Below are 25,318 nucleotides of genomic sequence, written 5' to 3' on the forward strand. Positions count from 1 at the left end.
CCTCGGTTCATGGGTCCCGGCCGCTCCTCGCGCGGTCCATGGCCCGGGAGTATGTTCCCGGGCGCACTCGACGTACAGATCCGCCAGGTCCTCTCGGAGCGTGTCGGCCTGCCAGCGGTTCAGGCGGCGCAGGCGCGCCGTGTCCAGGGCGGAGCGCTCGTGGCCCGGACCGGAGCAGGCGGCCATCATCGCGCACCTGCCGACAGGGCGCGGCCCGCCGCGGGGCGGGCGTGCCCCCGGTGCGGCTCGCCGGTGTGCTGTCGAGCAGGAAGGCGCAGCCGGTGAGGGGGAGGATCCGCCGCAGCGAGGGCGGTGGGTGGTGCAGTCGCAGGGCTCCGCCTGCCCTGGTGGCCTGCGCGGAAGCATCCAGGAAGGCGTTGAGCCCGCTCATGTCGCAGAAGGTGACGGCGGTCAGGTCGACGTCGAGCGTGCGCATACCCCCGTACAGACACTCCCGCAGGGACGCGCTGGCCAAAGGTGCCGTCTCAAGGCCGAGCTCGCCGGCCAGGGTGATCAGCGCCCGGCTCCGCTCGTCGTGCCGGCGGACTTCAGATGGGACAGGGACATGGCGCCTCCGGTTCCGGGCGACCGGCCGGGCGGAGGCCGGCGGTGCAGGCTGAGAGCCCGGCAGGTGTGTGCTCAGCAGCAACGCGCCGTCGGGGTCTGGAACGTCGACGTCCTGATGTGAGGGTAGTCCCGGATCCACCGGGGCGGGAGACGGAAAGAGCCCGCAAAACCCTTACCTGCGCAGGAGTTCAGGTGCGGCGGGCGGCGATGCGGTCCGGGGTGGGCCAGCGCACGTCCCGTACCCAGCCGAGGCGTTCGAGGAGGCGGATGACGGCGGCGGAGGGGTCGAGCTGGCCGCGTTCGACGCCGTGGCGGGCGCTGGTGGGGTCGGCGTGGTGGAGGTTGTGCCAGCTCTCACCGAAGGAGAGCAGGGCCAGTGGCCACAGGTTGGTGGCCCGGTCATGGCGCCGGGTGCGGAAGGGGCGTCGGCCGATCACGTGGCACAGGGAGTTGACGCTCCAGGTCACGTGGTGGAGCAGCGCGATGCGCACAAGCCCCGCCCACAGCAGGGCGGTGGTGGCGTGCAGCCAGGTGCCGCCGATCGCCCAGCCGAGCGCGAAGGGGAGAGCTGGCGTGAGTACGCACAGGGCTGGGAAAGCCCGGGAGACGGCGCGGATGTCGCGGTCGGCGAGCAGGTCGGGGGCGTAACGCACGGCGGGAGTGGGGTCGTCGCGGAACAGCCAGCCGACGTGGGAGTGGGCCAACCCACGCAGCTGGCCGCGCAGGTGGGTGCCGGTGGAGGTGAAGGCCCGCCACAACGGGAAGCCGAGGAACTCCCGGTCAGCGAGTACCACCATGCCCGGGCCGGTGGAACGGACCAGGCGAGCAGACAACGTCAGCTCCCCGACACGGCAGCCGTCCAACTCCGCATCCAGCACCGCATGTGTGCCGCACTCCACCAGTGCGGCCATCCGCACCTGCGGAAACGCTGCCTTGTCCGGGCCACGAGCGTTGCCCGGACGGTCGAACTCCTTCTCATTTGCGGGACTGTCGGCCGCATCCCAGCAGCTGCCGTCCACTGCCACCAGCCGCAGCCCACGCCAGAACGTTCCCGGCGTCCGCACGTCCGCCAGCGGCCCGGCGGTGGCGGCGAACAACACCCGCAGCGGCTTTGACCCCAGTCGCTCCCTCGCCCGAAACAGTGAGGACTTCGCCGGGACCCGCCATGACCCCAACAGCCCGGCTCCCCGCAACCCCTCGGCCAGATGCCGCAGCACCTCCAGATACGGCGCCGGCGAGAATAGCGCCAAGCCAAGGAAGATCCACCATCTTGAAGTCGCTGGTCACGGGGCTGGTGTGGGTCGTGTTTCGTGTACTCGTGCTGGTCGGGGTGGTTGCCTGGCGTCGAGATCGTCTGGCAGCGTGCGATTTCGATGTTGGGCAGGACGAGCGGGGCGCGCAGAAGCGTGGTGGCGTGACGGACCTGGAGGCGGGGCTTGGTGAGGATCCGCCAGTTCTTCAGGTGCGCGAAGGCGTGCTCGCAGACTGCGCGGACGGACGCGATCAGCTTGTTGACCTGCTTCTTCGCCGGGGTGAGTGGCTTGGTGCGGGCGGCCTTGTAGCCAGTGATGATCACGGGGTTGTCCAGGTCGTTGGCAAGGACACCGCGGGCCTGATCCGGTACCTGTTCGACACGAAGAAGGCCAAGGACCACACCGACCCGCACCTGGTCGCCTCCTGGGACGGCTTCGCCCCCGACTCCGGCCGCGCCGACGACTTCCCTCGATGCCCTGTGCGCCTTGATCCACGAGTGGCGGGGCTGCTGGCCTGCGCGGCGGGCTTTCTCCTGTTCGGCGCGGGACGGGCTGCTGTTCGTGGGTGAACGAGGCGCGCCCTTCCGGCGCTCGACCTTCGGGCGCAAGTGGCGCAAGGCGCGCACCAAGGTCGGTCTGCCGGAGAACTTCCGCTTCTACGATCTCCGCCACACCGGCAACACGTTCGCGACCCAGTCCGGCGCCACGCTCAAGGACGTCATGGTGCGCGCGGGCCAGTCGTCGGAGAAGGCCGCACTGATCTACCAGCACTCGACGTTGGCCCGGCAGAAGGAGGTCGCGAACGGACTCGACGCCCGGGTGAGGGCCGAGCGGCAGCAGGCTGCCGGCGAAGACGCGGAGACGCAGCCGGATGCGGCGCACCACTCAAGTGGTGCGCGAGTGGTGCGCCGCCTCTGAGCCGACTTCGGAACGCCCAGCGGGGGCCGACACGTCACGTGCCGGCCCCCGGCTTCGGCTGCTCAGCGGGGCATCGGTCACTCAGCGACAAGATCTCTACGGACCTCAGGACGCGCCAACCGCCTTAATTTACAAGGGCGTTAGGGAGGGGTCCAGTCCGGAGGCTTTACGTGGAGCCTCAGCCGCCGACGAGAAGGGCAGCCCAAAGTTGGTGGCGCGGATCACAGAAAGTCCGTCTCGGAATGCAAGATCGATATCGAATGATGATCGAGTCCCCTCTGGGGGAGGGTTCCTGCGGGGCGATTTCCGTCGCCAAGTGGGTGCGCAAGTGGTGCCCGGGCTCGCGAGAGGTCTAAACAACAACCAAGGCCCAGGTCACTGACCTGGGCCTCAACTATGGAGCGGGTGACGGGAATCGAACCCGCGCTCTGAGCTTGGGAATCAGGGTGCATTCGCGCACCTAGTGCCGTCCTGACCTGCGAAGACGCCGCAGCTGGCGTAGCGGTACCCACTTGACTTTCTGCCCCTTGGTGACCGTTGTTTACCGGCCTATCTGGCACGACACTGGCACGGCGGGCGATGCGGCCCCGGACCGAAGTTCCTCCGCAGGCGCTGGAGCGTTGCCTTCACGGGCGCCGCTGCCGGGTCGCTGTCCTTGCGGGTCAGCACCACCCGGCTTTGGTACTCGGTCCTGCTTCTGAGGGCTCATGCTTCACCGTCCGCTCACGCATGGCGGCCTGCTGACTAGGCTTCAGGCCGGCGAGCGGAGCAGCAGGACTCGCCGTCGGGCCGGACCGCTCCTTCGAGCCAGGCACCCGAACCTGCCGCAGGTGCACTGACCGCCCAGCAGCAACAGATGGGCGGACCGACGGGCAGCGCATCCGAGACGCTGAATTGGCCCCGACGAGCTGTGCTGCACGTGCAGCACAGAACACGATCGAGAGGGATCAAGACAGGGGCCAGCCGGATCCAAACGCACCCCTTTGTCCGGTTCCCCGGCAAAACCACAGGTGAGAAGCATCATGTTGACGGGTTCAGCCAACGACCTCGGCGAAGGGGCAGGAAGGGGTCACGAGAGGGTCCAGCGGGGGCCGGAGGGGGTGTCCTCGATGACGAGGCCGGATTGCTGGAGCTGGTCGCGGATGGCGTCGGCGGTGGCGTAGTCCTTGCGGGCGCGGGCGGCCTGGCGCTGGTCCAGGACGAGCCGTACGAGCGAGTCCACCACGCCGTGCAGCTCGGCGCCGCGCTCCGCGTCGCCGTCGGCCCAGCGTTCGTCGAGCGGGTCGAGGCCGAGTACACCGAGCATCACGCGCAGCTCGGCGAGCCGGGCCACCGTCGACTCCTTGTCGTCGGCCGCCAGCGCGGCGTTGCCCTGGCGGACGGTGGTGTGCACGATCGCCAGGGCCTGCGGGACGCCCAGGTCGTCGTCCATGGCCTCGGCGAAGGCCGGCGGCACCTCGGGCGCGGGCTCGACGGCGCCGGCCTGCTCCACGGCCCGCTGGACGAAGCCCTCGATCCGCGCGAACGCGGCCTCGGCCTCGTGCAGCGCTTCCTCGCTGTACTCGATCGTCGAGCGGTAGTGCGGGGTGCCCAGGTAGTAGCGCAGCACGATCGGGCGCCGGCGCTTGACCATCTCGGAGACGAGCACCGAGTTGCCCAGCGACTTGGACATCTTCTCGCCGCTCATGGTCACCCAGGCGTTGTGCGACCAGTAGGCGGCGAAGTCGTCACCGAACGCCTTGGCCTGCGCGATCTCGTTCTCGTGGTGCGGGAAGACCAGGTCGACGCCGCCGCCGTGGATGTCGAAGGCCGAGCCCAGGTACTTGTGGGCCATCGCCGAGCACTCCAGGTGCCAGCCGGGCCGGCCGCGGCCCCAGGGGGTCTCCCAGCTGGGCTCGCCGTCCCGGGCGGCCTTCCACATGGCGAAGTCGCGCGGGTCCCGCTTGCCGGTCTCGCCCTCGCCGGACGGCTGCAGCAGGTTGTCCAGCTCCTGGTTGGACAGCTGGAGATACTCCGGGAAGGACTTCACGTCGAAGTAGACGTTGCCGTCAGCGGCGTAGGCGTGGCCCCGCTCGATCAGGCCGCGCATCATCTCGACCATCTCGGGGATGTGACCGGTGGCGCGCGGTTCATAGGTCGGGCGGAGGCAGCCGAGGGCGTCGTAGGCCGTGTTGAAGGCGACCTCGTTCTCATAGCCGATCGACCACCACGGTCGGCCCTGCTCGGCCGACTTCGCAATGATCTTGTCGTCGATGTCCGTCACGTTGCGCACGAACGTGACGTCATAGCCGCGGTAGTCGAACCAGCGGCGCATGATGTCGAAGTTCAGTCCCGACCTGATGTGCCCGATGTGCGGGGCGGCCTGCACGGTCGCGCCACACAGGTAGATCGAGACACAGCCCGGCGTCAGCGGGATGAAATCACGGATCTGCCGGGCGCTGGTGTCGTACAGGCGAATCGTCATAGAGCGCTCTTCCGGATAGGTCGATGGGACGGTGTTATTGCAGACTCTTGCTGGGATTTAAAATCCCCAATAAAAGAGCCGGGTGCTCCTGCGCGCGCAGGAGCACCCGGAACGGCCTCGCTGAAAGCGACCCTAATTACTTGCTGATGTGGCAGCCCTGGGTGCACTTGGCCGTGGTGCAGCCCGCGGCGGTGACGCAGCCCGGGGTGCACAGCGAGACGCTCGTGATGTACGGGGTCATTTCGCCGGCGTCGTCGGCAACAACCTTGGCGTCGAGGTCGAAGTCAGACATATTTCCACCTTTCAAATATGTACCCATGCCGGGTCGGCAGGAACGGCTTGCCCGTTCGCTGAAGAGCAGCCTGCCAGCCAAAATTCACACACCGATCACACGGCGCTCACGTCGAAGTTGGTCGGCTCGGCGCTTTGGACGCCGCTGGTGAAGCGGCGCGAGTAACGACTACGCCGCGCCAGAAAGCTACCGGCTGGCCGGTTTTTTGTGTGAGTGTGACGTCCGCAATATCTGCTTGACGTGTGATCATCTTGCGAATAGCTTGTAACGAGCATGCGAAATAATCCCCTTATGGGGAAGTCGGTTGATTTTGACCAGATCGACCTTCATGAGTGATTTGTGTTCATGTGCAACGGGGGAGGGGTGTAATGCCTGGTATGGCGTTAGCTGGCCACGTGGGGTGCGAAAGTGAAGGTTTCGCTCCACCTGAAGTGCCGCATTTTGATTTCGACGCACAGTTGGCGGCGGATGTTCCGTCCGGAACGAAAATCAACGTCCTGGGGCGCTTTGCCGTAGACGGCAAGCCAGTAGCCAGCAGTAAGACGATGGAATTTGTTACAGCGCTGGCCTCGGCCGGCGGGTCGATGAGCCGTGACGGCCTGCATCACCGCATCTATGAACGTGACGTTTCCGCGTCCACGCTGCCCACGTTGGCATACCGGGCGCGAAAGCTGGGAATCGATGTCCGTTACGAGACGCTGGGGCGCCGGTACGTGCTGACCCAGTCGGTCTCGGTGGACGCATTGATGGTGCTCGGCCTCCTGAAGGCAGGTAAGCCGGCCGAAGCGCTGATCCTGTATCAAGGTCCATGTCTCCCAGAATGTGACAGCCCTTTTGCGGTCTCGTTGCGTCAGAAGCTGGAGAGCCAGCTTGTGCGGTCCGTATTGGATTCTGGTGATCAGGACCTGATCAGGGCAGCCAGCCGGCTCATCGATCATTGGGAATTGGCGGAGCCCGCTGCGGCAGGAGACGATCCGTTATCCGCGGTGCTATCCCACTCATATCTGAGGAGCATGGGCCTGTCGCCGGCAGGACAGAGATGAAGCTGTCCCTCCTGATACCGACGGTGCCTGCCACAGTTGAGCAGGCAGTGCCCTTCGCTCGCCAGGTGGCCCATGGCTCCCAACTCAGCCGTCTGTGGCAAGGCCAAAGCTACGGTCTGGAGCCCGCTGCGACCTTCGCCTATCTGGCCGGCGCCGGCTACCCGGTCCCGGCCGGCACGTGTGTGCTGGTCACCCCCTTGCGACATCCGGCCCAGGCCGCGCTGGAGGCCCGAACCGTTGCTGCAGTCACCGGGCACACCGCCATCATGGGATACGGGCCGGGCAGCCAGGTGACGCAACGGGCCAGGCTCGGTACGGTCTACGAGAAGCCTGTTGACGCAAGTGTGGAGTTTGTACGGGCCGCGCGGAGCTGCCTGGCGCAGCCATGGGATCCCATGGTGCACAGAGCAAGCCCTGAATCCCCGCCTCGGTATTTCCACTCGGGTGAGGCACTGCCTCCGGTAGTGCACCCAGGAGTGCAACTCGGATTGGGTGTTCTCCGGTCCCGAATGGCCCGAGTGGCGGGCAAGGTAGCCGATGCTGCGATCACTTGGCTGGCGCCGGCCAGCTATTTACGGCAAGTGGTGGTGCCGGAAGTGGCCGCGGGCGCGAAGTCCGTTGGCCGCCCCCGTCCTTCCGTCGTTGCGACGGTACAAGTGGCAGTGGCACGGCGAGGGCGCAGCCCCGTCGACCTGGTCCACCTCTCTGCCGGCGGACACCTCGTTCTGCCGCACTATGCCGACATGCTGATACGCGCCGGGGTCGACGCACCGACGAACGATCCCGTCTCTGCCGCGAAGGCATTGATATCCGGCGGTGGATTCCTCTACGGCAGCCCATCCGATATCGCAGCCGATCTGACCGAATACGCGGAAGCCGGCGTGGATGAAGCGATTCTCAACCTGACCGGTGTGCACACTCGGTACGGAACGGACGAGGCATTGCTGGACCTCAACGAAATTCTGGCCGCGACGGCTTCAGTGCATTGGTGACAGAGATTTTATAATGGTACATTCTCGCTACCGGATACTGGACCGCGTACTACTCCGGTCTCCTATTCATTCCACCAACTTCTACCCCCACCGTCCTGCCGAGAGCAGCCCGATCGAAGGGATTCGCGCGCTCTGGGCGGATGAAGCGTTCCGAGAGTCTGTATACGTGGCCAGTCCCGTACTGGCTGATCAAGTGGACGCCTTATTGCCCACCGCAGACGGAGCCGAAGGCGGCAACCGTAAGGGGCAGGAAAAGAAAGTCCAAACCCTTTACCGAGCGCTGTTGAAGTATGCGATTCGCATCTCCACCCGCACGACCCCCTTCGGGCTCTTCGGGGGCAGCGCAATGGTTGGCCTCGGCGATGAGCCCCTTGTGCTGGGACCAGAGGGCGATCACCAAAAGCACGCCCGTGTCGGATTCACCTATCTCAAACACATCACTGATGCCGCGGTCGCTGATCTCGGCGACCGGTTGCGTGTGGTGACCAATCCGACGGTGTATCTGGCCGGAGATCGGATTGCGGTGATGGCGAATCCCCAGTCAGCGGACGGGAAGGTCGAGACGTTCAGCATCAGAAATACACCTCCGGTGCGGCACGTCATCAGCATGGCCCGCGAGCCCGTCGCACTTTCGGCGATACACCAGAGTCTGGGCAAGACCTTTCCGGACGCCCAGCGGGAGGTGCTCAACCGCTTCATCAATGAGCTGGTCGAACGCGGGATCCTGATCACGGAATTGACCCCCTCGGCGTTCGACACCAGCCCGATGGACCGCTGGATGCGTGCCGACCTGGACAGTGATGGTCAATTGGCACAGCAGTTGCGAGCAGCGCAGGATGCCATCGCCGCGTACCGCGACACCGCCATCGGCAAGGGAATCGATGAACTGCGGGCGGTGTACTCGGCCCTGCGCACCGATGCCAATGCCGGCCAGGAGCAGCTTCAGGTCGACCTGTCCTTGGCGATGTCGGGACAGATACCCGCCCACGTGGCGACCAAGGTCGAAGCCGCGGTGAGCGTAATGATGCGCGTCACCGCCATGCCGGTGAACTTCCCGGAACTCCAGCGCCACACCGAACGGTTCACTGACGTCTTCGGCCAGTCTCTTGTTCCGTTGCACCGTATGTTCGACCCTGAGCAGGGCATCGGCGCACCTTCCGGATACCCCTCTTCGCGGCACCCGGCAAAGGAAGGGGCGACCACCCTTGAGGAGACTTTCCGCGCCGGCCGCCGGCTACGGGCCGCTCTGATCGACCGCGCCCGGCGAACCGGGAAACATACTGTGGCGATCACCTCCAGCGACCTCGCCGCGTTTCCTCCCGTTCCCGGGATACCGCCGACGACCTATGACGTGTTCTTCCAGCTCGACCAGGGTGACAACGACGAGATCAGGATCACTCAGTCCCCGATCGGGGTGGTGATCCATGGAGGTAAGGCGGGCGGCCGATTCGCCTACGGGGACCCCGCCATCGACGCACACGTGCGCGACGTGGCCGACGCCGAGAAGGCAGCTCACCCCGAAACCATCCTGTGCGAGCTGGACTATGTCAGCAATCGTTCGCGAGTGAACAACGTCGTTGCCTCGCCCCGTGTTTACGACTACCAGCTGAAGGTGACCACCGGCGCTTTCGATACCGATGAGCCGACCGTGGAGCAGATCGCCTTTGCCGACCTTCTCGTCGGCGTTGAGGACGGCCGGTTCCACCTGGTCCACGCCGCCACCGGCAAGCGGGTGCTGATCCACACGGCCAACTTGGTCAACCCGGAGATCAACATCGACGTGATCAGGTTCCTCCATGAAATCTCTCTGGACGGAACCAACCGACCCGCCTGGACCTGGGGCGAACTGGAGCCGTTGGCGGAATTCCTGCCAGGTGTGGAATACGAGGGGGTGACCCTGTCGCTACCGAAGTGGCGTATTCCGCCGCTGTCCGGCGCCCCCGAGGACCAGGATGGCCAACTGCTGCGATGGGCGACCGAAGTTGAGCTCCCCGAGTACATCTACGTTGGAACGCTCGACAATCGCCTCCTGCTGCACATGGTCGATCCGATCCACCGAGACCTGCTGCGCCGAGAAGCCGCTGACGGAGTGGAGTTCGTCACGGAAGCGCCGGCACCCGGTCAGATGGGTGCAGTACGCGGCCGCGATGGCCACCGGTACGCGAGCGAGGCGGTGTTCTCTGCCGTGGCGCGACGCCCGGTGTCAGCTGGGCCACCACCGCTCGCGCCCCACTTCGACACCACGGTCGACTCCGAGCGAACCCTGCCGCCGGGCACCGAATGGTGGTACCTGTGCGTGTACGGGGAGCGGGAGGACCAGAACGAGATCCTGTCCCGACTGGGGGCCGCCGGCGATACGTTCCCGGGCAATTGGTTCTTCATCCGTTACGCGGATCCGGATGACCATCTGCGTATCCGAGTCCGCTCTGCGGCAGCGGCCTTCGACCGGGTACGTGAGGTGATCAGCGGATGCGTGCGTGACGGGCTGGCCCAGCGCTACACCGTCGACACCTACGTCCGGGAGATTGAGCGGTACGGCGGAGTCGACGCCATGCCGATCGCAGAACGGATCTTCTGCGCCGAATCCCAATTCCTCGCTGTTCACCCGACGTTGTGTATGCCGGCCGAGGCGATGCGAACAGCACACCGGCTGGACGACAAGGGGACGCTCAGTGGCACGCTGAGCCGGATCGTGCGGGACGCCGCGCACCTGATGGACCACTATCTGGCGGCCTTGGGGCTGGACGACGAGGAAGCAGACAGTCTGCTGGAGATCATCGCCAGCGGTTACCGGTCGGAGTTCTCCGCGCACAGCCCTGCCCTCCGGAAGGCGGTCCGTCCTTTGGTGCGACAGCAGCCGTCGGACGCGGCCATCGCCGCAGGACCACTGCTGCACTCCGCGTTGCTCCCCGACACCCAGGCGTTCAACGCGTCTCTCGTCAAGGCCGATGGGCCGTGGCGACGGCGGGCCATGACCCTGCAGAGCCTTCTGCACATGTTCGCCAACCGGATGGGCCTTCCCCGGAGCCGTGAATACCAGGCGCTGTTCCTCCTCAGCGTCATCAGGCGATCCCAGGCCCACAGGAAAGGACAGTCCGGCCGTGCATAACGAGGAACTGATGACGTCTTCACCGATCAGCGACGCGACCAGGAAGGAGGCGGTGAACACCGGCTGGGAGATTCTGAACCGGATACGTGACTTCCGTGGTGATCTGGCCGACCTCCGGATTCCCGACCCGTTCACGAAGGAACCGATCAAGGCTTGGAATCCGCTCAGTACGGACCCCGGCGATCTCGGTATGGCCCTGGTGTACTCGGCCGCTGACGAGCTGTGCCCGGACGACGGCTGGGATCGGCTGGCGTTTGAGTACGCCCGGAAATTGATCGACTTCTATACCCGCACACCGGATCTCGGAGTGGGGCTGGTCAACGGCACGGCGTCCGTGGCGTATGCCCTGCGAGCCCTCTCCCGCGGCGGGGAACGCTATCGTCAGGCGCTTCACGACGTGGAAGCCACGCTGATCACACGAGTCGAGGACAGGCTGGCTGCGCTGCCCCCCTCCGGAGGAGTGGCAAGCAGCGACTACGACGTGATTTCCGGGTTGGCCGGGGCTGCTATACACCTGCTCGCCTCCGGAGGCGCTGATGAGCGTCGGCGGAATGCGGCTGACCGCATAGTGGAGCAGTTCTGCCGCCTGGCTACGGTTCCGCCGCCGCTGGGGCTGTGGACGCCCCCTGGGAAGATCACGTCAATTGAGCGGAACGGGTCTCCTCATCTGCACGACGGCTATCTCAACCTCGGTTTTGCCCACGGGATTTCCGGTGTTCTCTCCGTCCTGGGCACGGCGGCGAGCAGGGGCACGGCGTCGCCGGTGCTGACCGGAACGGTGACCACACTCGGAGAGCAGATCACCGACCGTCTGGTGGAAACCGACTACGGACCCGATCTGCCGTATTTCATGCTGCCCTCGGACCGGCAGCGCGAGCAGACTGGTCTGGCACGGTCGGCGTGGTGCTACGGCAACCTCGGCGCGGCGGTCGCGTTGGCCAACTGTGCGAGCGTGGACCTCAGATTCCTCGACACCGCAATCCGTCTGCTGGAATCCGTGGAGCGACGGCCGGTCGAGTTGCGGTACATCGACAACCCATCCTTGTGCCATGGTGTCGCGGGTCAGGTCACCGTTCAGCGCTACGTCGCCGCCGTGGCCGCGTCGTATGGGCGAGGCTGGGCCGGGCCGAACCAGGCCGTGGTCGAGCAGCTCCTGACGATGGTCGACCCGGACGCGACATTCGGGCTGCGGAACAACGTTGTTCCGGGTGCCCAGACCGACTCCCCGGGTTTCCTCACCGGATCGGGCGGAGCCGCGGTCGCCCTCATGTCTCTGGGCCACGACGGGCTTACCGCTGCGGAGCTCATGCTGTGCGGAGGTGTGGCATGTTGAGCGTGGAAGACGTGACGATGTCCTACCGCAAGGCCACGACTCCCGTGCTGACCGATGTGGGGTTCACGGTGCCCGCTGGGCATCTCGTGCCGGTACTCGGTTCCAATGGGGCCGGCAAGACCACACTCTTGAAGATCTTGTGTGGTCTGATCACGCCCACCTCGGGCTCGGTGAGCGTGGCCGGCTGTGACATCGTGCGCCGTCCCACGGCGGCGCGGGCACACGTCGGCGTATCCCTGTATCCGGAACGCAGCTTCTACTTCCGGCTGACGTGTGTGCAGAACCTGCGGTATTACGCCTCACTGCGGAACCTGTTCGGCGCCCGGGCGAAGAAGGAGATCGGGCAACTACTGGACCGGGTGGGGTTGGCGGAGTACGCCGATACACAGTTCATGCGGCTGTCGTTGGGGCAACGTAAACGCCTGGGACTTGCCCGCGCATTGCTGGGATCTCCACCGCTGCTCCTGCTCGACGAGCCGACGGCGAATCTGGACACCGAGAACGTCGCTCGGTTTCACGAGATCATCAGTGATCACGCCGAGGGCGGTGGTTCGGTCCTGTTCTCCACCCATAACGAAAGCGATCTGGCCACGGCCACTGAACAGTTCCTGCAGATCAAGAAGGGGCACGTCGACGCGACGCAGGAGCATGGCATATCCGACCCGGCGCCGGGCGATTCGGTCCGTAACCGAGCCGAACGGGTAGCCCTTCAGGAGGCGCAGTGAACATCATCCGTCAACTCGGAGTCCATATTCTCCGGATCTACTGGGAGCGCCGCACCTACAAGACCGCCATAGCACTGGGCACTGTCACCGCGCTGATTTCCTTGGTTCAGTTCCTTCTGATGGGCAAGTTCCTGGAGGACGGCAACACCTTCGCCGGCATTCAGGGATACGGTGGCAACATCATCAGCTTCCTGATGTCCGGCTCGGTGTTCACGGGGTTTGTCGCCGTCAGCCTCGGTGCCTTCAGTAACCATCTCCAGATCGAGCAGCGGACCGGCACATTGGAGTCGGTGGTGGTGATGCCGGTTCCGCTGACCCGGGTAATGCTGTATTCGGGAGTAGTCGGTCTGATCGGCACCGCGCTGGGCTCGGTGGTCATGTTCGGTCTGTTCGGGGTGGTCTTCGACATCCCGATCTCGATAAACGTGCTTGCGACCCTGGCGGTTCTCGCGCTGCTGGTCATCACCTTGGGCAGCTTCGGGCTGGCGGGCTGTGGCGTTCTTCTCATCACCAAACGTGGGGATCCGGTGCGTTGGGGCATCACCACGCTGACCACCCTGCTCTCCGGTGTGATGTACCCAATCTCGATCTTCCCCGACTGGCTGCAGTCCGTGGCACAAGCGCTGCCCACCACCCAGGCTCTGGACGGGATACGCAAATCGCTTCTGGTCAACGCGGACCTGTCGCAGGTGGCGCCGGCGCTGCTGCACATGGCGATCTGGTCGGCGGTGATGCTTCCCATCGGGATGGCGACCTTCTCCACCGGGATGTCCCGGGCGCGGCGGACAGGTTCGCTCGGCGAGTACTGACGTGGCCGTCCCCGGCGATGAACTGCTATGCTCTGTAGCATGTCGTCGTTGCGAGATGGTCGAGGTCTAGCGGCCCACTTCGGGCCCCTTGAGCTGGCGATTCTGGACGTGATGTGGTCGGCGGGTGAGATGGACGTCGCCACATGCCTCCGACGTCTCGACGGGGGGCAGGCGTACACCACCGTGAAGACGGTAATGGAACGCCTAGCGGTCAAAGGGATGTTGGATCGGCGCAAGGAAGGTCGGCAATACGTCTACTGGCCGCAGCAGACTCGACGCGAAGTCGAGCAGCGCGTCGCGGCCGAACAAGTGCGGCAAGTTGTGGACGGTTTCGGCGACCTGGCAGTGGCGAACTTCGTTCAGGCGGTGAGTGGCGATGCCGGCCAGCTCGCGCAGGTGCGTGCTCTGCTGGCCGGCATCGCCGATCCGTCCGCTGGTTCTGACGCAGGTGAGCCCGGAGGAACGCCAGGGGGCAGTGCGTGAGTGTGAGTTGGCTGGGCTATCCGCAGGTGATGCTCGCGTGGTGGTGTCCGCTGGCCGCCGTCGGCCTGTGGCATCTGCTGCGCCGGGGGTCGATACGTTTACCGGCCCGCGAACGGTTCGTCCTCGCCGTGGCCTGCGCACTCACTCCCCTCCTGGCAATGGCGGTTCCGTATCTGCCGCACAGCCCGTTGCGTGATGCGCTGCCATGGCGGGCGCCCGTCGCCTGGGGGATCAGCAACGGCATCGCGGACATTGATCATGGGCATGTGTTGTCGGTCATCGCGGCGCAGCTGATGTTCGCGATGTCGCTGGTTCCGCTGGCCTCCATGGCCGTCTCCTTCCTTGCCGGTGCCTTTCAAGTCGTACGTACCGGCCGGGTTTTCGCGAGACTGGAGCCCCAGCAGTGCGGTGACGTCTGGATCGCCCGCGCATCGGGGCCGGCCACGCGGGGTCTGGCCAGTACGGTCGGTCTGGTGCGGCCCCGGATCGTTCTGGGTGCGGAGGTGGCTGCATCGGCGGAGGCGTCCGCGATCATCCAGCATGAGCGTGCCCACGCGGAGGCCCGCCACCCGCTGTGGATCTTCCTCGCCACCTGCGCCCTGCGGTCGTGGTGGTGGATTCCCGGGCGGAAGACGGTCCTTGCGGAGGTGCGGCTCGCTGCAGAACTCTGGGCCGACCAGTCCGCGCGGGAGACCGACGGTGCCGCAGCCGTGGCCAAGGCGCTGTGCGCACAGATCGATGCCGCGTCCCCTCGTCACGGTGGCGTGGCCGCGGGAGGCAGTGCCGCGTTTCTCGACCCAGGAACCGAACTCACGTGTCGTGCCGAGGCGTTGGCCTCTCCGGCCCGGGTCATTCCGGTCTGGCAGGCATGGGCAATCCGGGGCACGACGGTAGTGATGGTCGGCGCCGTGACGCTGCTGCTGTGACGGGCCTCTCCGGGCCGTATTGCCTGACTGAGTAAGAGAGTAATCGGGTGTGTGGTGCAGACCTCCGCATACCCATACCCACAAGTGCTACATCGCGTAGCAGAAAGGAGTGCCATGTTCGCGGCACCTGGCCAGAAGACGGCCATCGCGGGCACACCGGTGATCGAGACCCGGGGGCTGTCCAAGACCTTCCGCAGCTCGACCGCGGTCGACGAGGTCGACCTCACCGTGACCTCGGGCCGGATCTACGGCCTCCTCGGCCCCAACGGGGCGGGCAAGTCCACCACGCTGAAGATGATCCTTGGGCTGCTTCCGCCCACCGCCGGGGAGGTGCGGCTCTTCGGCCGGCCCTGGGCCCGGGATTCCCTCTCCGGCATCGGGGCGAGCATCAACGGCCCCAGCTTCTATGGCCATTTGTCCGCCCGGCGGAATCTCATGGTCCACGCACACCTGCTCGGCCTTCCGGAGTCCGAGGTCGACCGGGCGCTGGCCGCGGTCGAACTGACCGGCACGGACCGAAAGAAGGCCAAGAGCTTCTCCACCGGTATGAAGGGCCGCCTGGCCCTGGCGATCGCCATGCTGGGCACCCCGGACGTGCTCATCCTGGACGAGCCGCAGAACGGCCTCGACCCGGAAGGCATCGCCGCACTCCGCACGATGATGCGCCACTTCACCGACACCGGCCGCACCATCGTGCTCTCCAGCCACCTGTTGGGCGAAGTAGCCGCCATCGCCGATGACATCGGCGTCATCGTGACGGGGCGGTTGCGCTACCAGGGCGCCATGGCCGACTTCGCACCGGACGGTGACCTCGAACGCGCCTACTTCACGCTGACCGGAGGCTCCCACATGGACCGGACGGTGAGTTCATGACCACCCTCGCGTACCCGGCGCCGCTCCCCGGCCTGCCCGCCACCTTACGGGCCGAGTTCGCCACCTGGCGACGGAGCACCGTGGCGTATCTGCCGCTGGGCGGGCTGGCATTCGGACTGGTCAACACCGCGCTCTTCCTCTCGACCGGGCCCGGCAAGGACTGGCGGGACGTCCTCGGCTACCTGAACCTGTGGGCGATGTTCGTCGGCCCTATGCTGGTCGCACTGCTGGCGGCTACGGCCGCCCGCATCGACCAGCGTGCCCGCGGCGGAGCCACCTGGTACCGGCCGGTGCGCCCGGCCCATCGGCACCTGAGCCGGTTCATCGTCCTGGCCACCCAGTCACTGCTGCTGAACCTGTTGGGTGCCGGCACTCCCCTGGCGATCCTCGGGCTGATGTCCTCTGCACAGCAGGTCCCCATGGACCGCGCTATCCAGGCCGTTGTGGTGCCGTGGGTCGCTCAACTCGGCATGCTGGCCATGCTGCTGTGGCTGGCCCGGCAGACCTCGTGGGCCGTCGCGCTCGGCGCGGGTTTCGGGTGGACGGTGCTGGCCGTGGTGAACGCCGAGTCCGCCGCTTGGCCGGCCCTGCCCTTCACCTGGGTGGACCGCGGTGTGCTGCCGGTGATCGGTACCCACGCCAACGGCGTCGCCCTGGAGGTCCATTCCCCACTGGCACACGCATCCCCCTGGCTGCCCACCCTCATGGGCGCGGCGCTGGCGTTGCCCTTCCTGCTGCTTCCGAAGCTGCGGCGGCGCGGCTCACGAACTTCCCAGCACCGGGCTGCTGTTGCTCCGGGCAGCGCGCCGACCGCAGTGCCGGATCCGGCGATGGCTGTGTACTCCCGCCCGGGCACTCCCCGTGTGGCGGCTGCGGTGGCCGGTACGCTGCGTGGTACCGCGTTGACGTGGCTGTGCCCCGCCGCGGTCCTCCTGATCGCGGTGTGGCTCTCCTGGCACGACCCGAACTCCAGCATCCAGTTGTTCACACTGCTGGTCCTTCCCATCGGCAGCCTGGTGCTAGGACTGGTGGCCTGGAACGCCGCGGGGCGGGGCTGGCGGGCGGTCGCGTCCCGCACCCCCGGCGCCGGCAGGCCCGCCCTCGTACTCACCGGCATCACGGTCGGCATCGCGGTGGCTCTGTCCGTGATCATCGCCTTGGTCTATCTCCTGGCGGGGATTCCGTTCGGTCACGCCTGGCCGCTCGCGCTCACCAGCGCGCTGGTCGGCGCGATGCTCACCTCGTTCGCCCTCTGGCTGAGCGTCCGGACATCACTGGCAGTGGCGGTGGTAGTCGGGATCATCGGCATCCTTTGCGGAGTGCTCATCGGCGGCACCGACCTCCAGCAGGCGCTGTGGCCGGTGACCCCCTACTCCTGGGCCAACTACCTCGACCTGCAGCGCATGTCGCTGACGCTCCCCATCAGCGTCGTGGTCACGGTGTTCTTCACCTTCGGCATCACTCGTGCAGCACGTAAGGCGGCGGGAAACTCATGAACACTGCTCCTCATATGGCCCGAACCCGCTTGCTGCCCATGGCAGGTGCGCTGCTGATCGGCGGTCTGCTCATCTCGGGTTGTGGCGCTTCGGAGCGCGACGCGGTCACGAGGTGGCCGGGGGTGGAGCACAATCCGCAGGCCGTCACCGCGGACCAGTTCGGCGCCGCCTGGCCGCTGAAGCCCGAGAAGGGGACGGTGGCCTGCCTCGCAGTTTCGAACAGCGGTTACGCCATCACCTTCACCACTCCCGACGGCAAGGCTTACGCGCTCAACGAAGTCGCCGAGGACGACAAGGGCTATCCCAGCGCAGAGACCATCAAGAACTCCTCGGGGAAGATGTGGCGGCTGCGATCGTACGGGCTACAGGTCTGCAGCGTTGATGAGTACAAGCGGGACGGCGCCTCCGCATCGCCCCGGCCGACTTCTTGATCCGTGCCGCTGTCGAAACGGCGGTTCCTTGACGGGGCGGAGCCCCACGGCTGGGCCATGTGCCGCGGCTCCGCCCTCGCCAGCCTCCACGTCGAACTCGGCAGTGAAAGACACCACTTATGCGCGCACGAAGGATGCTGGCTACGACTGCCACAGTCATAGCTACGACGATGCTGACGGCCAAGGTCACGAATGCGGCACAAGGCTCCCCGAGCGCGGAGAACAACGGCCGGGCCTGCTCGCCGTATGTCTCGGTCGCCGGTTTCTCCGACGCCTTGGACAAGACCACCTTCCAAGGCCGCTATGTCGGCAACCTCTCCGCACTGGCCGCCGCCCCCGACGGTCGGGTCGCCGCCCTGTCCGGCCGCTCCGAGCTGTTTACGCTCGACCCACGGCGCCGGCCCGAACGCGTGGTATCACTGGCCGATGAAAAGGGTGGAAAACTGGACTCCGAGGGCCTGGTAGTCGACCATGACGGCAGCTACCTGGTCACTGCCGAGACGGAACCATCCATCCGCCGTTACGACCGCGAGGGCAAACTTCTCGGGTCCTTGCCCGTTCCGGAAGAACTCCGGGTTGCACCGATCGGAAAGGCCCGGCTCAACCAAACCTTCGAGGGCCTGGCGCTCCAGCCAGACGGCCGAACGCTGATCGCGTCGATGGAAGGACCCCTCGACGGGGACCCGATGGACGGTGAAGGGCGGCAGCTGGTGCGCTTCCAAACCTGGCACCGGCCGAACACCACAGCGGACTTCCAGCCGAGCGGACAGTACACCTACCCCGTTGACAAGTCGCTGGGTATCTCCGAAATCACCGCTACGGGACTGGTCCTCGAACGGGGCCTCACCGAAGACGCGGGGCTGACGGACCGTCTCTACTACGCAGATCTCACGCACGCGAGCGGTGGGCGAGTGGTCTCGAAGGCGCTGTTCGCCGACCTCTCCGCGTGCCCTTCCTTGGGTGCGCGGCACCCGACGCGGCTGCCCAACCCTCTCCTGGACAACATCGAGGGGATGCTCGTCACGGGCCGGGAGGAGGACGGACGGCTGAAGGCGCTGATGGTGAGCGATGACAATCAGAGCGACCGGCAGGTTACGCGGCTGTACGAATTCAGCACCCGGACGCCTGAGGCGGACTGACACCCCGTCCTGTCGCAGCACGCGGTAGGTGGTGCGACAGCGTTCAGTCTTGCCCAAGGGGGTCGGGCGTTGCTTTGGTCGTGATTCTTGAGACGTGCAGCCTCTGCTGCTCCTCTCCGACGCTGCTCGCCGTGCTGCCCTGCTCCTCCGTACGGCGCAGCATTTTCCACGGCCCAGGCAGCGCTGGAGCGGCAGGAGGGGGCACCGGTGAGAACCGGCGCCCCCTCCTCGTGCGGGGTTGCTACGTTTGCTTCGGGTAGTCGTCGTGCAGGCACCACTCAACGGGGTGGTACACCGGCTCGTCGGTGTCCGTGCGCTCGAAGACCGTGCAGTAGACCGCGATGACGGGCCGGGCGAGGTTCACCCACATCTGCACGTGGGTGGCCAGGTCATCGGCGATCGCCGGGCCACCGATGAGGTGCACGTCGCCGGTCCGTTGGATCCATGCCGTGCCGCTGCCGGGCTCGTGGAGGCAGGCCATGCCCTGAGCGGGGTCCAGGCCATCGACGTAGGTCGACGAGCAGTCGGCCCGGCCTTTGTCGTACCCGCCTCGGCGGTGGCGATGCCGGGAGCGTTCGCAGGTGCATCGTTGCAGGCGACCCAGCAGCACGTGATGCAGGCCACAAGATTGCGTCTCGCGATTCGAGTCGACGGACGATCAGGTCGCTCCCGAGGGTCTTGCGGATGCCAACTCGGTGCGTTAATCGGTCCCTTATGGCACGCGGCCCAAACATGGTCTAGACAATAAGCAAGCCCCAGGCCACTCACCTGGGGCTTCTACATGGAGCGGGTGACGGGAATCGAACCCGCGCTCTGAGCTTGGGAATCAGGGGGCTTTCCGGCGCCCACTGCCCGTCTGACCTGCGAAGACGTCGCATTGGGGGTGCGGTTTCCAGTGAACCCTCTGGGCCCCTGTTGACCGTCGTTTACCGCTCGATCTGGCACGGGAGTGGCACGACGGGTGGAGTTGCCACTGAAGGGGCTTGCGCTGTACCCGAGGGCTTTGCTCGGAGGGTGTGCGCAAGGGCGGTTCGGAGTCGACATTGCTGCCGCAAGTGGGGGCTTGTCCTGCAAGGCTGGGCGGCGTGACGTACGCAGTGACAGTGGATACGCAGATCGCGAGCGGCGCTCCGGAAATGGACGAGCTGCAGCGGGTCGGGGCCGGGGCGCTCCTGGAGCAGGGCTTCGACTCGGTCGAGTCGATCGACGGTCCGGATGGTGTGGAAGTGGAGATTGCCGACACATGGGTGGGCGTCCATCCCGGCGGTGCACTACTGAAGGTGTTCGTGGTCGCGCCGGCGCTGGAGTTCGCCGAGGAGGCGGTCCGTGCGCTGGTAGAGGAACTGCTTGAGCGCTCGGAGCTGCTCGCCGACTGGACGGTCGAGCGGTGTGAGGTCGAGCTGCACCCCGACCTCGCGAAGGAGAGCCTGGAGGCGGCCGACGGCCCGGATGCCCCGCCGGACGATCTCGCCTCGCGGCGTGCCCGACTGATCGAGTCGGCCGCTGGCGATGCCGCCGTTGGCACGACGAGCGACGCTGTCGATACCGAGGCGGCGCAACGCAGGATGCGCTCCATGGCCGCCCGGCTGCGGTCCTTCGGGCCGGAGATGTTCGGCGTCCCCGATGAGGAAGAGAAGGACGACGACCTCGCCGAGTACGGCTCCCGGGTGGCGGCCGATGACGCAGAGCTGGCAGCCGGGGCGTTGGTGTGGGCGACGGATGTCCTCTTGGACGAGCTGTTCCAGGATGCGTATGCGCTGGCTGCGGAGGAGACGAACGTTGCTGAGTGCGACCGGCCGATGTGGCTGCTCGATGAACTGCCTCCGCACTACGTCCTTCAGTACGACGCCCGTTTCGCCCGGCGCTTCCTGGTGACGGCCGTTGCCCTGACCACACGCTTCACGGGGGGCAGCTTCGAGCAACTGAGCTGTGTTGCGGAGGAGCTGGTGCTCAGGCTCCTTCTCGACCGGGCCGAGGTGACCCTTGAAACGTTCGGTCTCCTCGATGAGGGGGTCTCGTCGGCTCTGGAGTGCTTTGCCGCGATGGTCTACGAGGACATGGACCACGAGTGGTTGTACGACGACTCGAAGGACGGCATCGACGAGAGCCCGGTGGGCGAGTACCTCGGCGTCGCGCCTATGGGGCTGGCGAGTTGGTTCAAGCCGTTCAACGACGACCGGTACGTCCATCCCTACGCAGGGGATGAACCCTTCGCTGAGGAGCGCTGACGAACGGGAGAGGGGGCGCAGGTACGGGTTGGCGGCAAGGAGGCAGACAGGCAGTCGGCGACGGGGGCTGCCTTGAACCGGCGACCTCTTCGTCCCGAATGAGGTTCGGACAGCTGCTCTACCTGCCCGAGCTTCTGTTTGAGCAGGTCAGGATGTCACCTTCTTGCAGGGTGCTCGGAACGTGTATGTGGTTCCGTCCGGCCCGGTCTGACTTTCCCAGCCACCGGTGACCGCGATGTTCCAGCCGCGCTGCTCGCTCATCTGGTCTGCGAACGTGCGCCTGTCCCGGACGACGCATCCGCAGGCGAGGCGTACAACGATGCGGAGGTAAGGGCCCTGCGTGACCTGCCGGTCCTTGTGCACTTTGGCGCTGCCCCACGTTACGACGCGCGTGCCGGGCACACTCGACGCACGAAAGAAAGAGATGGGGCTTGACGAATGCCGGACGCCGGGCTGTGAGCACGGGAATACTCGTGGCCACAGCCCAGCGTCCCGGACCTTGGACGAATATCCAGGTCTGCTGGTTCAGCCCCGGACAGACCTGGCCGCGAGGTCAGCGCTGAGGATCGTTGCGCTCGTTCTGCTGGCGTTTCATGTATTTCAACGTCACCCATGTAAGCGCGAGGGACGCGCTGCCGATGGCCAAGAGAGTAATCCTCGTGGTGAGGCCGCTGTTGGTGACGGCACCGACGAATCCCGCAACTGTTCCACAGCAGCCGAGGAGCAGGGAACGCCAGCCGAGGAACATGTTACCGAGCATTTCGCCGAGACCGGCAGCGGATCCTTTTATGAAGCCTCCGCCTTTCAGCGAGTTCAGCCAGTTTTCCTTGTTCGTCATTTATTTCACCCTCATGTGATGGGAGCGATGGGGCGTCGCTGGAAAGGACCGGGCTCGATATACCGTACCGGACCGCCTTCGGGCAGTAGGTAGTCGACGACCGTCGCGCCGAGGGCCAGCGGCCATCCGAAGAGCCTGGTACCGGCCCTGCCGATGACTCCGACCCCCTTGCCCATCTCGGCGGCAGAGCCGCTGACGTAACCCCCGAGCTGCCCCGCGAAGAACGGGCCGATGAATCCCTTGAAAGACTCCTTGGCCTCGTCGGTACGACCGAGCACGGTGAATGCGACGGCGTCGAAGGCTCCGCGTAGACTGAAGAATCCGACGACGTTTCGCACGCTGTCGGGGATTCCGGCGTTGCTGTGCTTGTCGAATACGACGTCGTCATTCTTGGGGTCATCCTGGGGGCGGTAGTTGTTTTCCGCGTTCTTCTGTGCTTTTTCCCGGGCTGCTTTCGCTTCAGCCTGCTGCTCCTGGCGGCGTTTCTCGGCGGCGATGCCATATGCGTCGCGCGCGGCCTGGCCGGCCGCGGCGGCGTCCTTGCCCGCGTCCAGCGCAGCCTGCCGGGCTCGACGGGCGGATGTGGCCGCGTTGCTGGCCGAAATGCTCGCTTGGGCAGCGGAGGCCGTGGCCTGGCTGGCTGAATAGTTCGCGGCCCGGCTGGCCTTACGTGCTGCAGCAGCTGCGGACTTGGCCCGGGCAGCGGAGACTGCCGCAGCGGTGGCGGATTGGTCGGCGGTCTGCGAACTCTCGCGTGCCCGTGCGGCGTGGTCGCCTGCTTCCCGTGCAGCCTGTTTCGCCTGCTTGGCGTAGACGTTCGCCTCGTCAGCCTTTCCTGCGGCGTGGGCGGCCGCCTCGGCGGCGGTGTTGGCGTCCTTGGAGGCAGTGGCAGCGGCCTTGGCGGCGATGCTGATCTGTGCACGGACGGCTGCGACATGGGCGGCGGTGTCCTGATCGGCCTGTGCGGCCTTGTACTGGATACGCGTCACGAAGACGCCCAGCATCCAGCGGGGTCCGGCCATGGCTATGCGGGCCGCAGACTTAACGTGCGGCCCCCCCTTTTCCATGATCCGAAGGGTCTCAACCCGGTCGTCTTCGGCCTGGGCTTTCGGGTATCCGCTGAGGAGGAAGGCGTTGAGAGCCTTGGCCGAGCCATCGTCCATGGCTGCGTTGCCCGCCGTAGTTACCGCCTTGCCTGCGTCTTCCATCGCCCGCAGGGTCTGGATGCGGTACTCGTCGCGCTGACTCTCCACCACTCCGTCCGTCAAGAACGCTTCGATTGCCTTAGGGCCCTGGGTAAGTGCAGCCTCGGCGGCGGCAGCAGTCTTAGGTGTGCCGATGCGGGCCAGGTGGAGGGCAGTCTCGCGATCGTCTTCCTGCTGCGCGGTGACGCGGTCGGTCGTGAGCCAGGTGAGCATGTCGCTATCGCTGCCCGACAGGGCCTGGCCGGCAGCCTCACTGGTCCAGCTGCCGTTGCTGCTGAGGAGGTTGACCGCGGCCTTGCGGGCAAGGGCAGATGCCGCCGCAGGGTCCGACTTGGCCTTGCCCGCCGCCTCGGCGAGAAGCTTCTTGGTCTCCTCGTCCATGCGGGCAGCCTGCGTCCGCGCGTACTTGTTGGTGGCCCTGGCCTCGTCGTCGAGAGACTTCAGCAATTCGGCGTCCGCGATCGCCTTCGCCTCCTCCTGCTCAAGCAGGTACTGCTCAGCCTCGCGGGCAACCTTCGCGACCTGTCGGGCCTGAGTGGTTGCGGACGCGGCTTGTTTCGCTGCCTTGAGGGCGGCGTTGGCGTGTGCGGTGGCCTTCTTCCCCTCAGCGTCGGCCTCACCGGCATGCTGAGCGGCGTCCTCCGCCGCCTTCGCAGCTGCCTCGGCGTGGCCGGCCGAAGAGTTGGCGGCCTGGCGGGCCGCACGAGCCGCCGCAGCAGACTGGTTGGCCAGCTTCTGGGAGCGGCCAGAGGCTTTGGTGGCCTGCGTGGCTGCTGAGCGGGCCTGGGCGGCGGCCCGTCGTGCACGTGCGGCCTCGCTGTTGGCGACGCCGGACTGCTCGCCTGCGGCCGCTGCGGCCTCGGCGGCGGCAGCAGCGTTCTGCCCGGCGCGGGCAGCGGCAGCGGCGGAACTCCCGGCGGCTGCACTGGCGTCCGCGGCGTGAGAGGCAGCCTTTGCTGCGGTGCGGGCGCCGGCGGCGGCATCGCGGGCTACCTGGGCGGCCTTTCGCGCGTTCGCGGCCTGATTGCGATCTTTGATGGCGGCATTCGCCGACCGGTACGCCCTAGCGGCCGCCTGCCCCGCCGCAGTAGCGGCATGCGCGGCATTAGCGGCAGCTTGTGCTGCGGTGCGCGACGCGGTCACCGCAGCGTTCGAAGCCTGGATCGCGGTACGGGCCGCTGCCGCTGCTCCTTCGGCGGCTTGGGCGGCGCGGGTGGCGGCACGCCCAGCTTTGTCCGCATCCCCCTTCGCCGCCCGTGCCTCATCCGCCGCCTTCTCCGCAGCCTCCTTGGCCAAGGCTGTGGCCTTGTCGGCACGGCCGGCGGCCTCCTTGGCCTCTTCGGTCTCGACCTTGGCATGTTTCCCCGCCGCGGTGGCAGCTTCCGCGAGTTGGGTGGCCGTCATCAGCTCCTGGTCACGGGCACGAGCCAAGTGCTGCCCGGTCTCCAGGAACTGAACTCTGTCCTGCGGCGTACCGTTCATTGCCCGTTCGCCGGCCTGCTTCACCGCTCGACCGCCAGAGTTCATCAGGGCCAGCACCCGGACCCGATTGTCCTCGTCCTCGGCCTGGGGCCGGGCCTTATCGAAAAACTCCTCCAGCGCCTTGGCCGAACCATCGTTCAGGGCCTTCTGGCCCTCCCGGTTCACGGCCTTACCGCCCTCGTTCATCGCCCGTAGCACGGCAACGCGCCGGTCATCCTGCAAGGGCTTCTCGAACCCGGACTTCACGAAGTCGAGAACATCCTGGTCGCTTCCGGACAATGCCTTCTGTCCCGCTTCACTCACCCCCTTACCGGCGGTAGGGAGCAACTTGAGGATCGCGATGCGTGCGTCGTCGACGGTGGCACGATGGAGTCCCCGCGTAACGAAGTCCTGCAGATCCGCATCGGTTCCGGTCAGGGCCTTGGCAGCGGCGCGCTTCACTCCCGCATCGCCGTTCATCCAGGCGTCGACGGCCTGAGCACGGGCATTGGCCGGTAGCGCTGCCGGCGCTGGGGCTGCCTCCGCGACAGCGGTCCCGAAGAGGACTGCAGAGACTGTCAGAGCGGTGAGAGCAGTGAATCTCTTCCCACCGGGGCGCGGTTGGCCGCGCATCAAGTCTGTCCGTTTCATGTCAAGTATTCGCTACCGGCTTCTCGCGTTAATAGTCGTTTCCTGGGGCGCTCTTGACGCCGGGTTCGATGGTCACATGCGA

General features: G+C 66.3%; 20 protein-coding genes and 2 pseudogenes. 14 read left to right on the forward strand and 8 right to left on the reverse strand.

From position 1 onward, the window contains the following. Window positions 1–7: 7 nt before the first annotated feature. The 3 genes and pseudogenes from K9S39_RS23545 to K9S39_RS42480 all read right to left on the reverse strand — a co-directional run. Entirely contained in the window at window positions 8–706 is a 699-nt protein-coding gene (locus K9S39_RS23545) for an STAS domain-containing protein (protein WP_248865326.1), read from the reverse strand. Window positions 707–755: 49 nt separating this feature from the next. After that, complete coding sequence (locus K9S39_RS23550) at window positions 756–1,817, reverse strand: transposase domain-containing protein (protein WP_248865327.1); 1,062 nt, start codon at window positions 1,815–1,817, stop codon at window positions 756–758. Window positions 1,818–2,041: 224 nt separating this feature from the next. After that, window positions 2,042–2,221, reverse strand: a pseudogene (locus K9S39_RS42480) (hypothetical protein); the annotation flags it as partial. Window positions 2,222–2,366: 145 nt separating this feature from the next. Here K9S39_RS42480 and K9S39_RS23560 point away from each other — a divergent pair. Then, window positions 2,367–2,738: pseudogene (locus K9S39_RS23560) on the forward strand (tyrosine-type recombinase/integrase); the annotation flags it as partial. Window positions 2,739–3,807: 1,069 nt separating this feature from the next. Here K9S39_RS23560 and cysS read toward each other — a convergent pair. Both cysS and K9S39_RS23570 read right to left on the reverse strand, forming a co-directional pair. Beyond that, window positions 3,808–5,202, reverse strand: coding sequence for a cysteine--tRNA ligase (gene cysS, locus K9S39_RS23565; RefSeq protein ID WP_248865328.1), 1,395 nt, complete (start codon window positions 5,200–5,202; stop codon window positions 3,808–3,810). Between the two features lie 136 nt (window positions 5,203–5,338). Then, the gene (locus K9S39_RS23570; protein ID WP_248865329.1) at window positions 5,339–5,494 is read right to left on the reverse strand and encodes a gallidermin/nisin family lantibiotic; all 156 of its coding nucleotides are present in this window, start codon (window positions 5,492–5,494) and stop codon (window positions 5,339–5,341) included. Between the two features lie 368 nt (window positions 5,495–5,862). On the opposite strand from K9S39_RS23570, the gene K9S39_RS23575 reads away from it, so the two are divergent. The 12 genes from K9S39_RS23575 to K9S39_RS23630 all read left to right on the forward strand — a co-directional run bounded on the left by K9S39_RS23575 (window position 5,863) and on the right by K9S39_RS23630 (window position 18,853). After that, window positions 5,863–6,537, forward strand: coding sequence for a hypothetical protein (locus K9S39_RS23575; protein ID WP_248865330.1), 675 nt, complete (start codon window positions 5,863–5,865; stop codon window positions 6,535–6,537). Continuing rightward, window positions 6,534–7,529, forward strand: a complete 996-nt coding sequence (locus tag K9S39_RS23580; protein WP_248865331.1) for an LLM class flavin-dependent oxidoreductase — start codon at window positions 6,534–6,536, stop codon at window positions 7,527–7,529. The genes K9S39_RS23575 and K9S39_RS23580 overlap by 4 nt, the downstream gene beginning before the upstream one ends. A 13-nt stretch (window positions 7,530–7,542) precedes the next feature. Continuing rightward, window positions 7,543–10,638 carry a lantibiotic dehydratase gene (locus tag K9S39_RS23585; protein ID WP_283112703.1) on the forward strand — a complete coding sequence of 1,032 codons (3,096 nt, stop codon included), beginning with the start codon at window positions 7,543–7,545 and terminating at the stop codon, window positions 10,636–10,638. Between the two features lie 10 nt (window positions 10,639–10,648). Beyond that, window positions 10,649–11,971, forward strand: a complete 1,323-nt coding sequence (locus tag K9S39_RS23590) for a lanthionine synthetase C family protein (protein WP_248865333.1) — start codon at window positions 10,649–10,651, stop codon at window positions 11,969–11,971. Then, window positions 11,965–12,696, forward strand: coding sequence for a heme ABC exporter ATP-binding protein CcmA (ccmA, locus tag K9S39_RS23595; RefSeq protein ID WP_248865334.1), 732 nt, complete (start codon window positions 11,965–11,967; stop codon window positions 12,694–12,696). The genes K9S39_RS23590 and ccmA overlap by 7 nt, the downstream gene beginning before the upstream one ends. Continuing rightward, window positions 12,693–13,505 carry an ABC transporter permease gene (locus tag K9S39_RS23600; RefSeq protein ID WP_248865335.1) on the forward strand — a complete coding sequence of 271 codons (813 nt, stop codon included), beginning with the start codon at window positions 12,693–12,695 and terminating at the stop codon, window positions 13,503–13,505. Before ccmA ends, K9S39_RS23600 begins: the two co-directional genes overlap by 4 nt. Before the next feature lie 39 nt (window positions 13,506–13,544). Continuing rightward, entirely contained in the window at window positions 13,545–13,988 is a 444-nt protein-coding gene (locus K9S39_RS23605) for a BlaI/MecI/CopY family transcriptional regulator (RefSeq protein ID WP_248865336.1), read from the forward strand. Further along, window positions 13,985–14,914, forward strand: a complete 930-nt coding sequence (locus tag K9S39_RS23610) for a M48 family metalloprotease (protein ID WP_248865337.1) — start codon at window positions 13,985–13,987, stop codon at window positions 14,912–14,914. The genes K9S39_RS23605 and K9S39_RS23610 overlap by 4 nt, the downstream gene beginning before the upstream one ends. 114 nt (window positions 14,915–15,028) lie before the next feature. Continuing rightward, a complete protein-coding gene (locus K9S39_RS23615; protein WP_248865338.1) occupies window positions 15,029–15,787 on the forward strand; it encodes an ATP-binding cassette domain-containing protein in 759 nt (252 codons plus the stop codon). Next, entirely contained in the window at window positions 15,784–17,283 is a 1,500-nt protein-coding gene (locus K9S39_RS23620; protein WP_248865339.1) for a hypothetical protein, read from the forward strand. The genes K9S39_RS23615 and K9S39_RS23620 overlap by 4 nt, the downstream gene beginning before the upstream one ends. After that, window positions 17,280–17,714, forward strand: coding sequence for a hypothetical protein (locus K9S39_RS23625; RefSeq protein ID WP_248865340.1), 435 nt, complete (start codon window positions 17,280–17,282; stop codon window positions 17,712–17,714). Before K9S39_RS23620 ends, K9S39_RS23625 begins: the two co-directional genes overlap by 4 nt. A 119-nt stretch (window positions 17,715–17,833) precedes the next feature. Continuing rightward, entirely contained in the window at window positions 17,834–18,853 is a 1,020-nt protein-coding gene (locus K9S39_RS23630; protein WP_248865341.1) for an esterase-like activity of phytase family protein, read from the forward strand. Window positions 18,854–19,094: 241 nt separating this feature from the next. Here the strand turns inward: K9S39_RS23630 and K9S39_RS23635 are convergent, their stop codons facing one another. Then, a complete protein-coding gene (locus K9S39_RS23635; protein ID WP_248865342.1) occupies window positions 19,095–19,463 on the reverse strand; it encodes a hypothetical protein in 369 nt (122 codons plus the stop codon). A 475-nt stretch (window positions 19,464–19,938) separates the two neighbouring features. Here K9S39_RS23635 and K9S39_RS23640 point away from each other — a divergent pair, with 475 nt between their 5' ends. Next, complete coding sequence (locus K9S39_RS23640; protein ID WP_248865343.1) at window positions 19,939–21,081, forward strand: hypothetical protein; 1,143 nt, start codon at window positions 19,939–19,941, stop codon at window positions 21,079–21,081. A 553-nt stretch (window positions 21,082–21,634) separates the two neighbouring features. Here K9S39_RS23640 and K9S39_RS23645 read toward each other — a convergent pair. Together K9S39_RS23645 and K9S39_RS23650 are read right to left on the reverse strand one after the other, a co-directional pair. Further along, window positions 21,635–21,919 (reverse strand): hypothetical protein, encoded by a 285-nt coding sequence (locus tag K9S39_RS23645; protein WP_248865344.1) that lies wholly within the window; start codon window positions 21,917–21,919, stop codon window positions 21,635–21,637. Between the two features lie 11 nt (window positions 21,920–21,930). Then, complete coding sequence (locus K9S39_RS23650) at window positions 21,931–25,236, reverse strand: ALF repeat-containing protein (protein WP_319949578.1); 3,306 nt, start codon at window positions 25,234–25,236, stop codon at window positions 21,931–21,933. Between the last annotated feature and the right edge of the window lie 82 nt (window positions 25,237–25,318).

The organism is Streptomyces halobius, assembly GCF_023277745.1.
In the GTDB taxonomy this organism is placed as follows: Bacteria; Actinomycetota; Actinomycetes; order Streptomycetales; family Streptomycetaceae; genus Streptomyces; species Streptomyces halobius.

Coding starts and splice junctions, on each gene's coding strand:
- cysS (WP_248865328.1), bottom strand. CDS start 5,202: ATGACGATTCGCCTGTACGACACCAGCGCCCGGCAGATCCGTGATTTC.
- K9S39_RS23570 (WP_248865329.1), bottom strand. CDS start 5,494: ATGTCTGACTTCGACCTCGACGCCAAGGTTGTTGCCGACGACGCCGGC.
- K9S39_RS23575 (WP_248865330.1), top strand. CDS start 5,863: ATGCCTGGTATGGCGTTAGCTGGCCACGTGGGGTGCGAAAGTGAAGGT.
- K9S39_RS23580 (WP_248865331.1), top strand. CDS start 6,534: ATGAAGCTGTCCCTCCTGATACCGACGGTGCCTGCCACAGTTGAGCAG.
- K9S39_RS23585 (WP_283112703.1), top strand. CDS start 7,543: ATGGTACATTCTCGCTACCGGATACTGGACCGCGTACTACTCCGGTCT.
- K9S39_RS23590 (WP_248865333.1), top strand. CDS start 10,649: ATGACGTCTTCACCGATCAGCGACGCGACCAGGAAGGAGGCGGTGAAC.
- ccmA (WP_248865334.1), top strand. CDS start 11,965: ATGTTGAGCGTGGAAGACGTGACGATGTCCTACCGCAAGGCCACGACT.
- K9S39_RS23605 (WP_248865336.1), top strand. CDS start 13,545: ATGTCGTCGTTGCGAGATGGTCGAGGTCTAGCGGCCCACTTCGGGCCC.
- K9S39_RS23615 (WP_248865338.1), top strand. CDS start 15,029: ATGTTCGCGGCACCTGGCCAGAAGACGGCCATCGCGGGCACACCGGTG.
- K9S39_RS23620 (WP_248865339.1), top strand. CDS start 15,784: ATGACCACCCTCGCGTACCCGGCGCCGCTCCCCGGCCTGCCCGCCACC.
- K9S39_RS23625 (WP_248865340.1), top strand. CDS start 17,280: ATGAACACTGCTCCTCATATGGCCCGAACCCGCTTGCTGCCCATGGCA.
- K9S39_RS23630 (WP_248865341.1), top strand. CDS start 17,834: ATGCGCGCACGAAGGATGCTGGCTACGACTGCCACAGTCATAGCTACG.
- K9S39_RS23645 (WP_248865344.1), bottom strand. CDS start 21,919: ATGACGAACAAGGAAAACTGGCTGAACTCGCTGAAAGGCGGAGGCTTC.
- K9S39_RS23650 (WP_319949578.1), bottom strand. CDS start 25,236: ATGAAACGGACAGACTTGATGCGCGGCCAACCGCGCCCCGGTGGGAAG.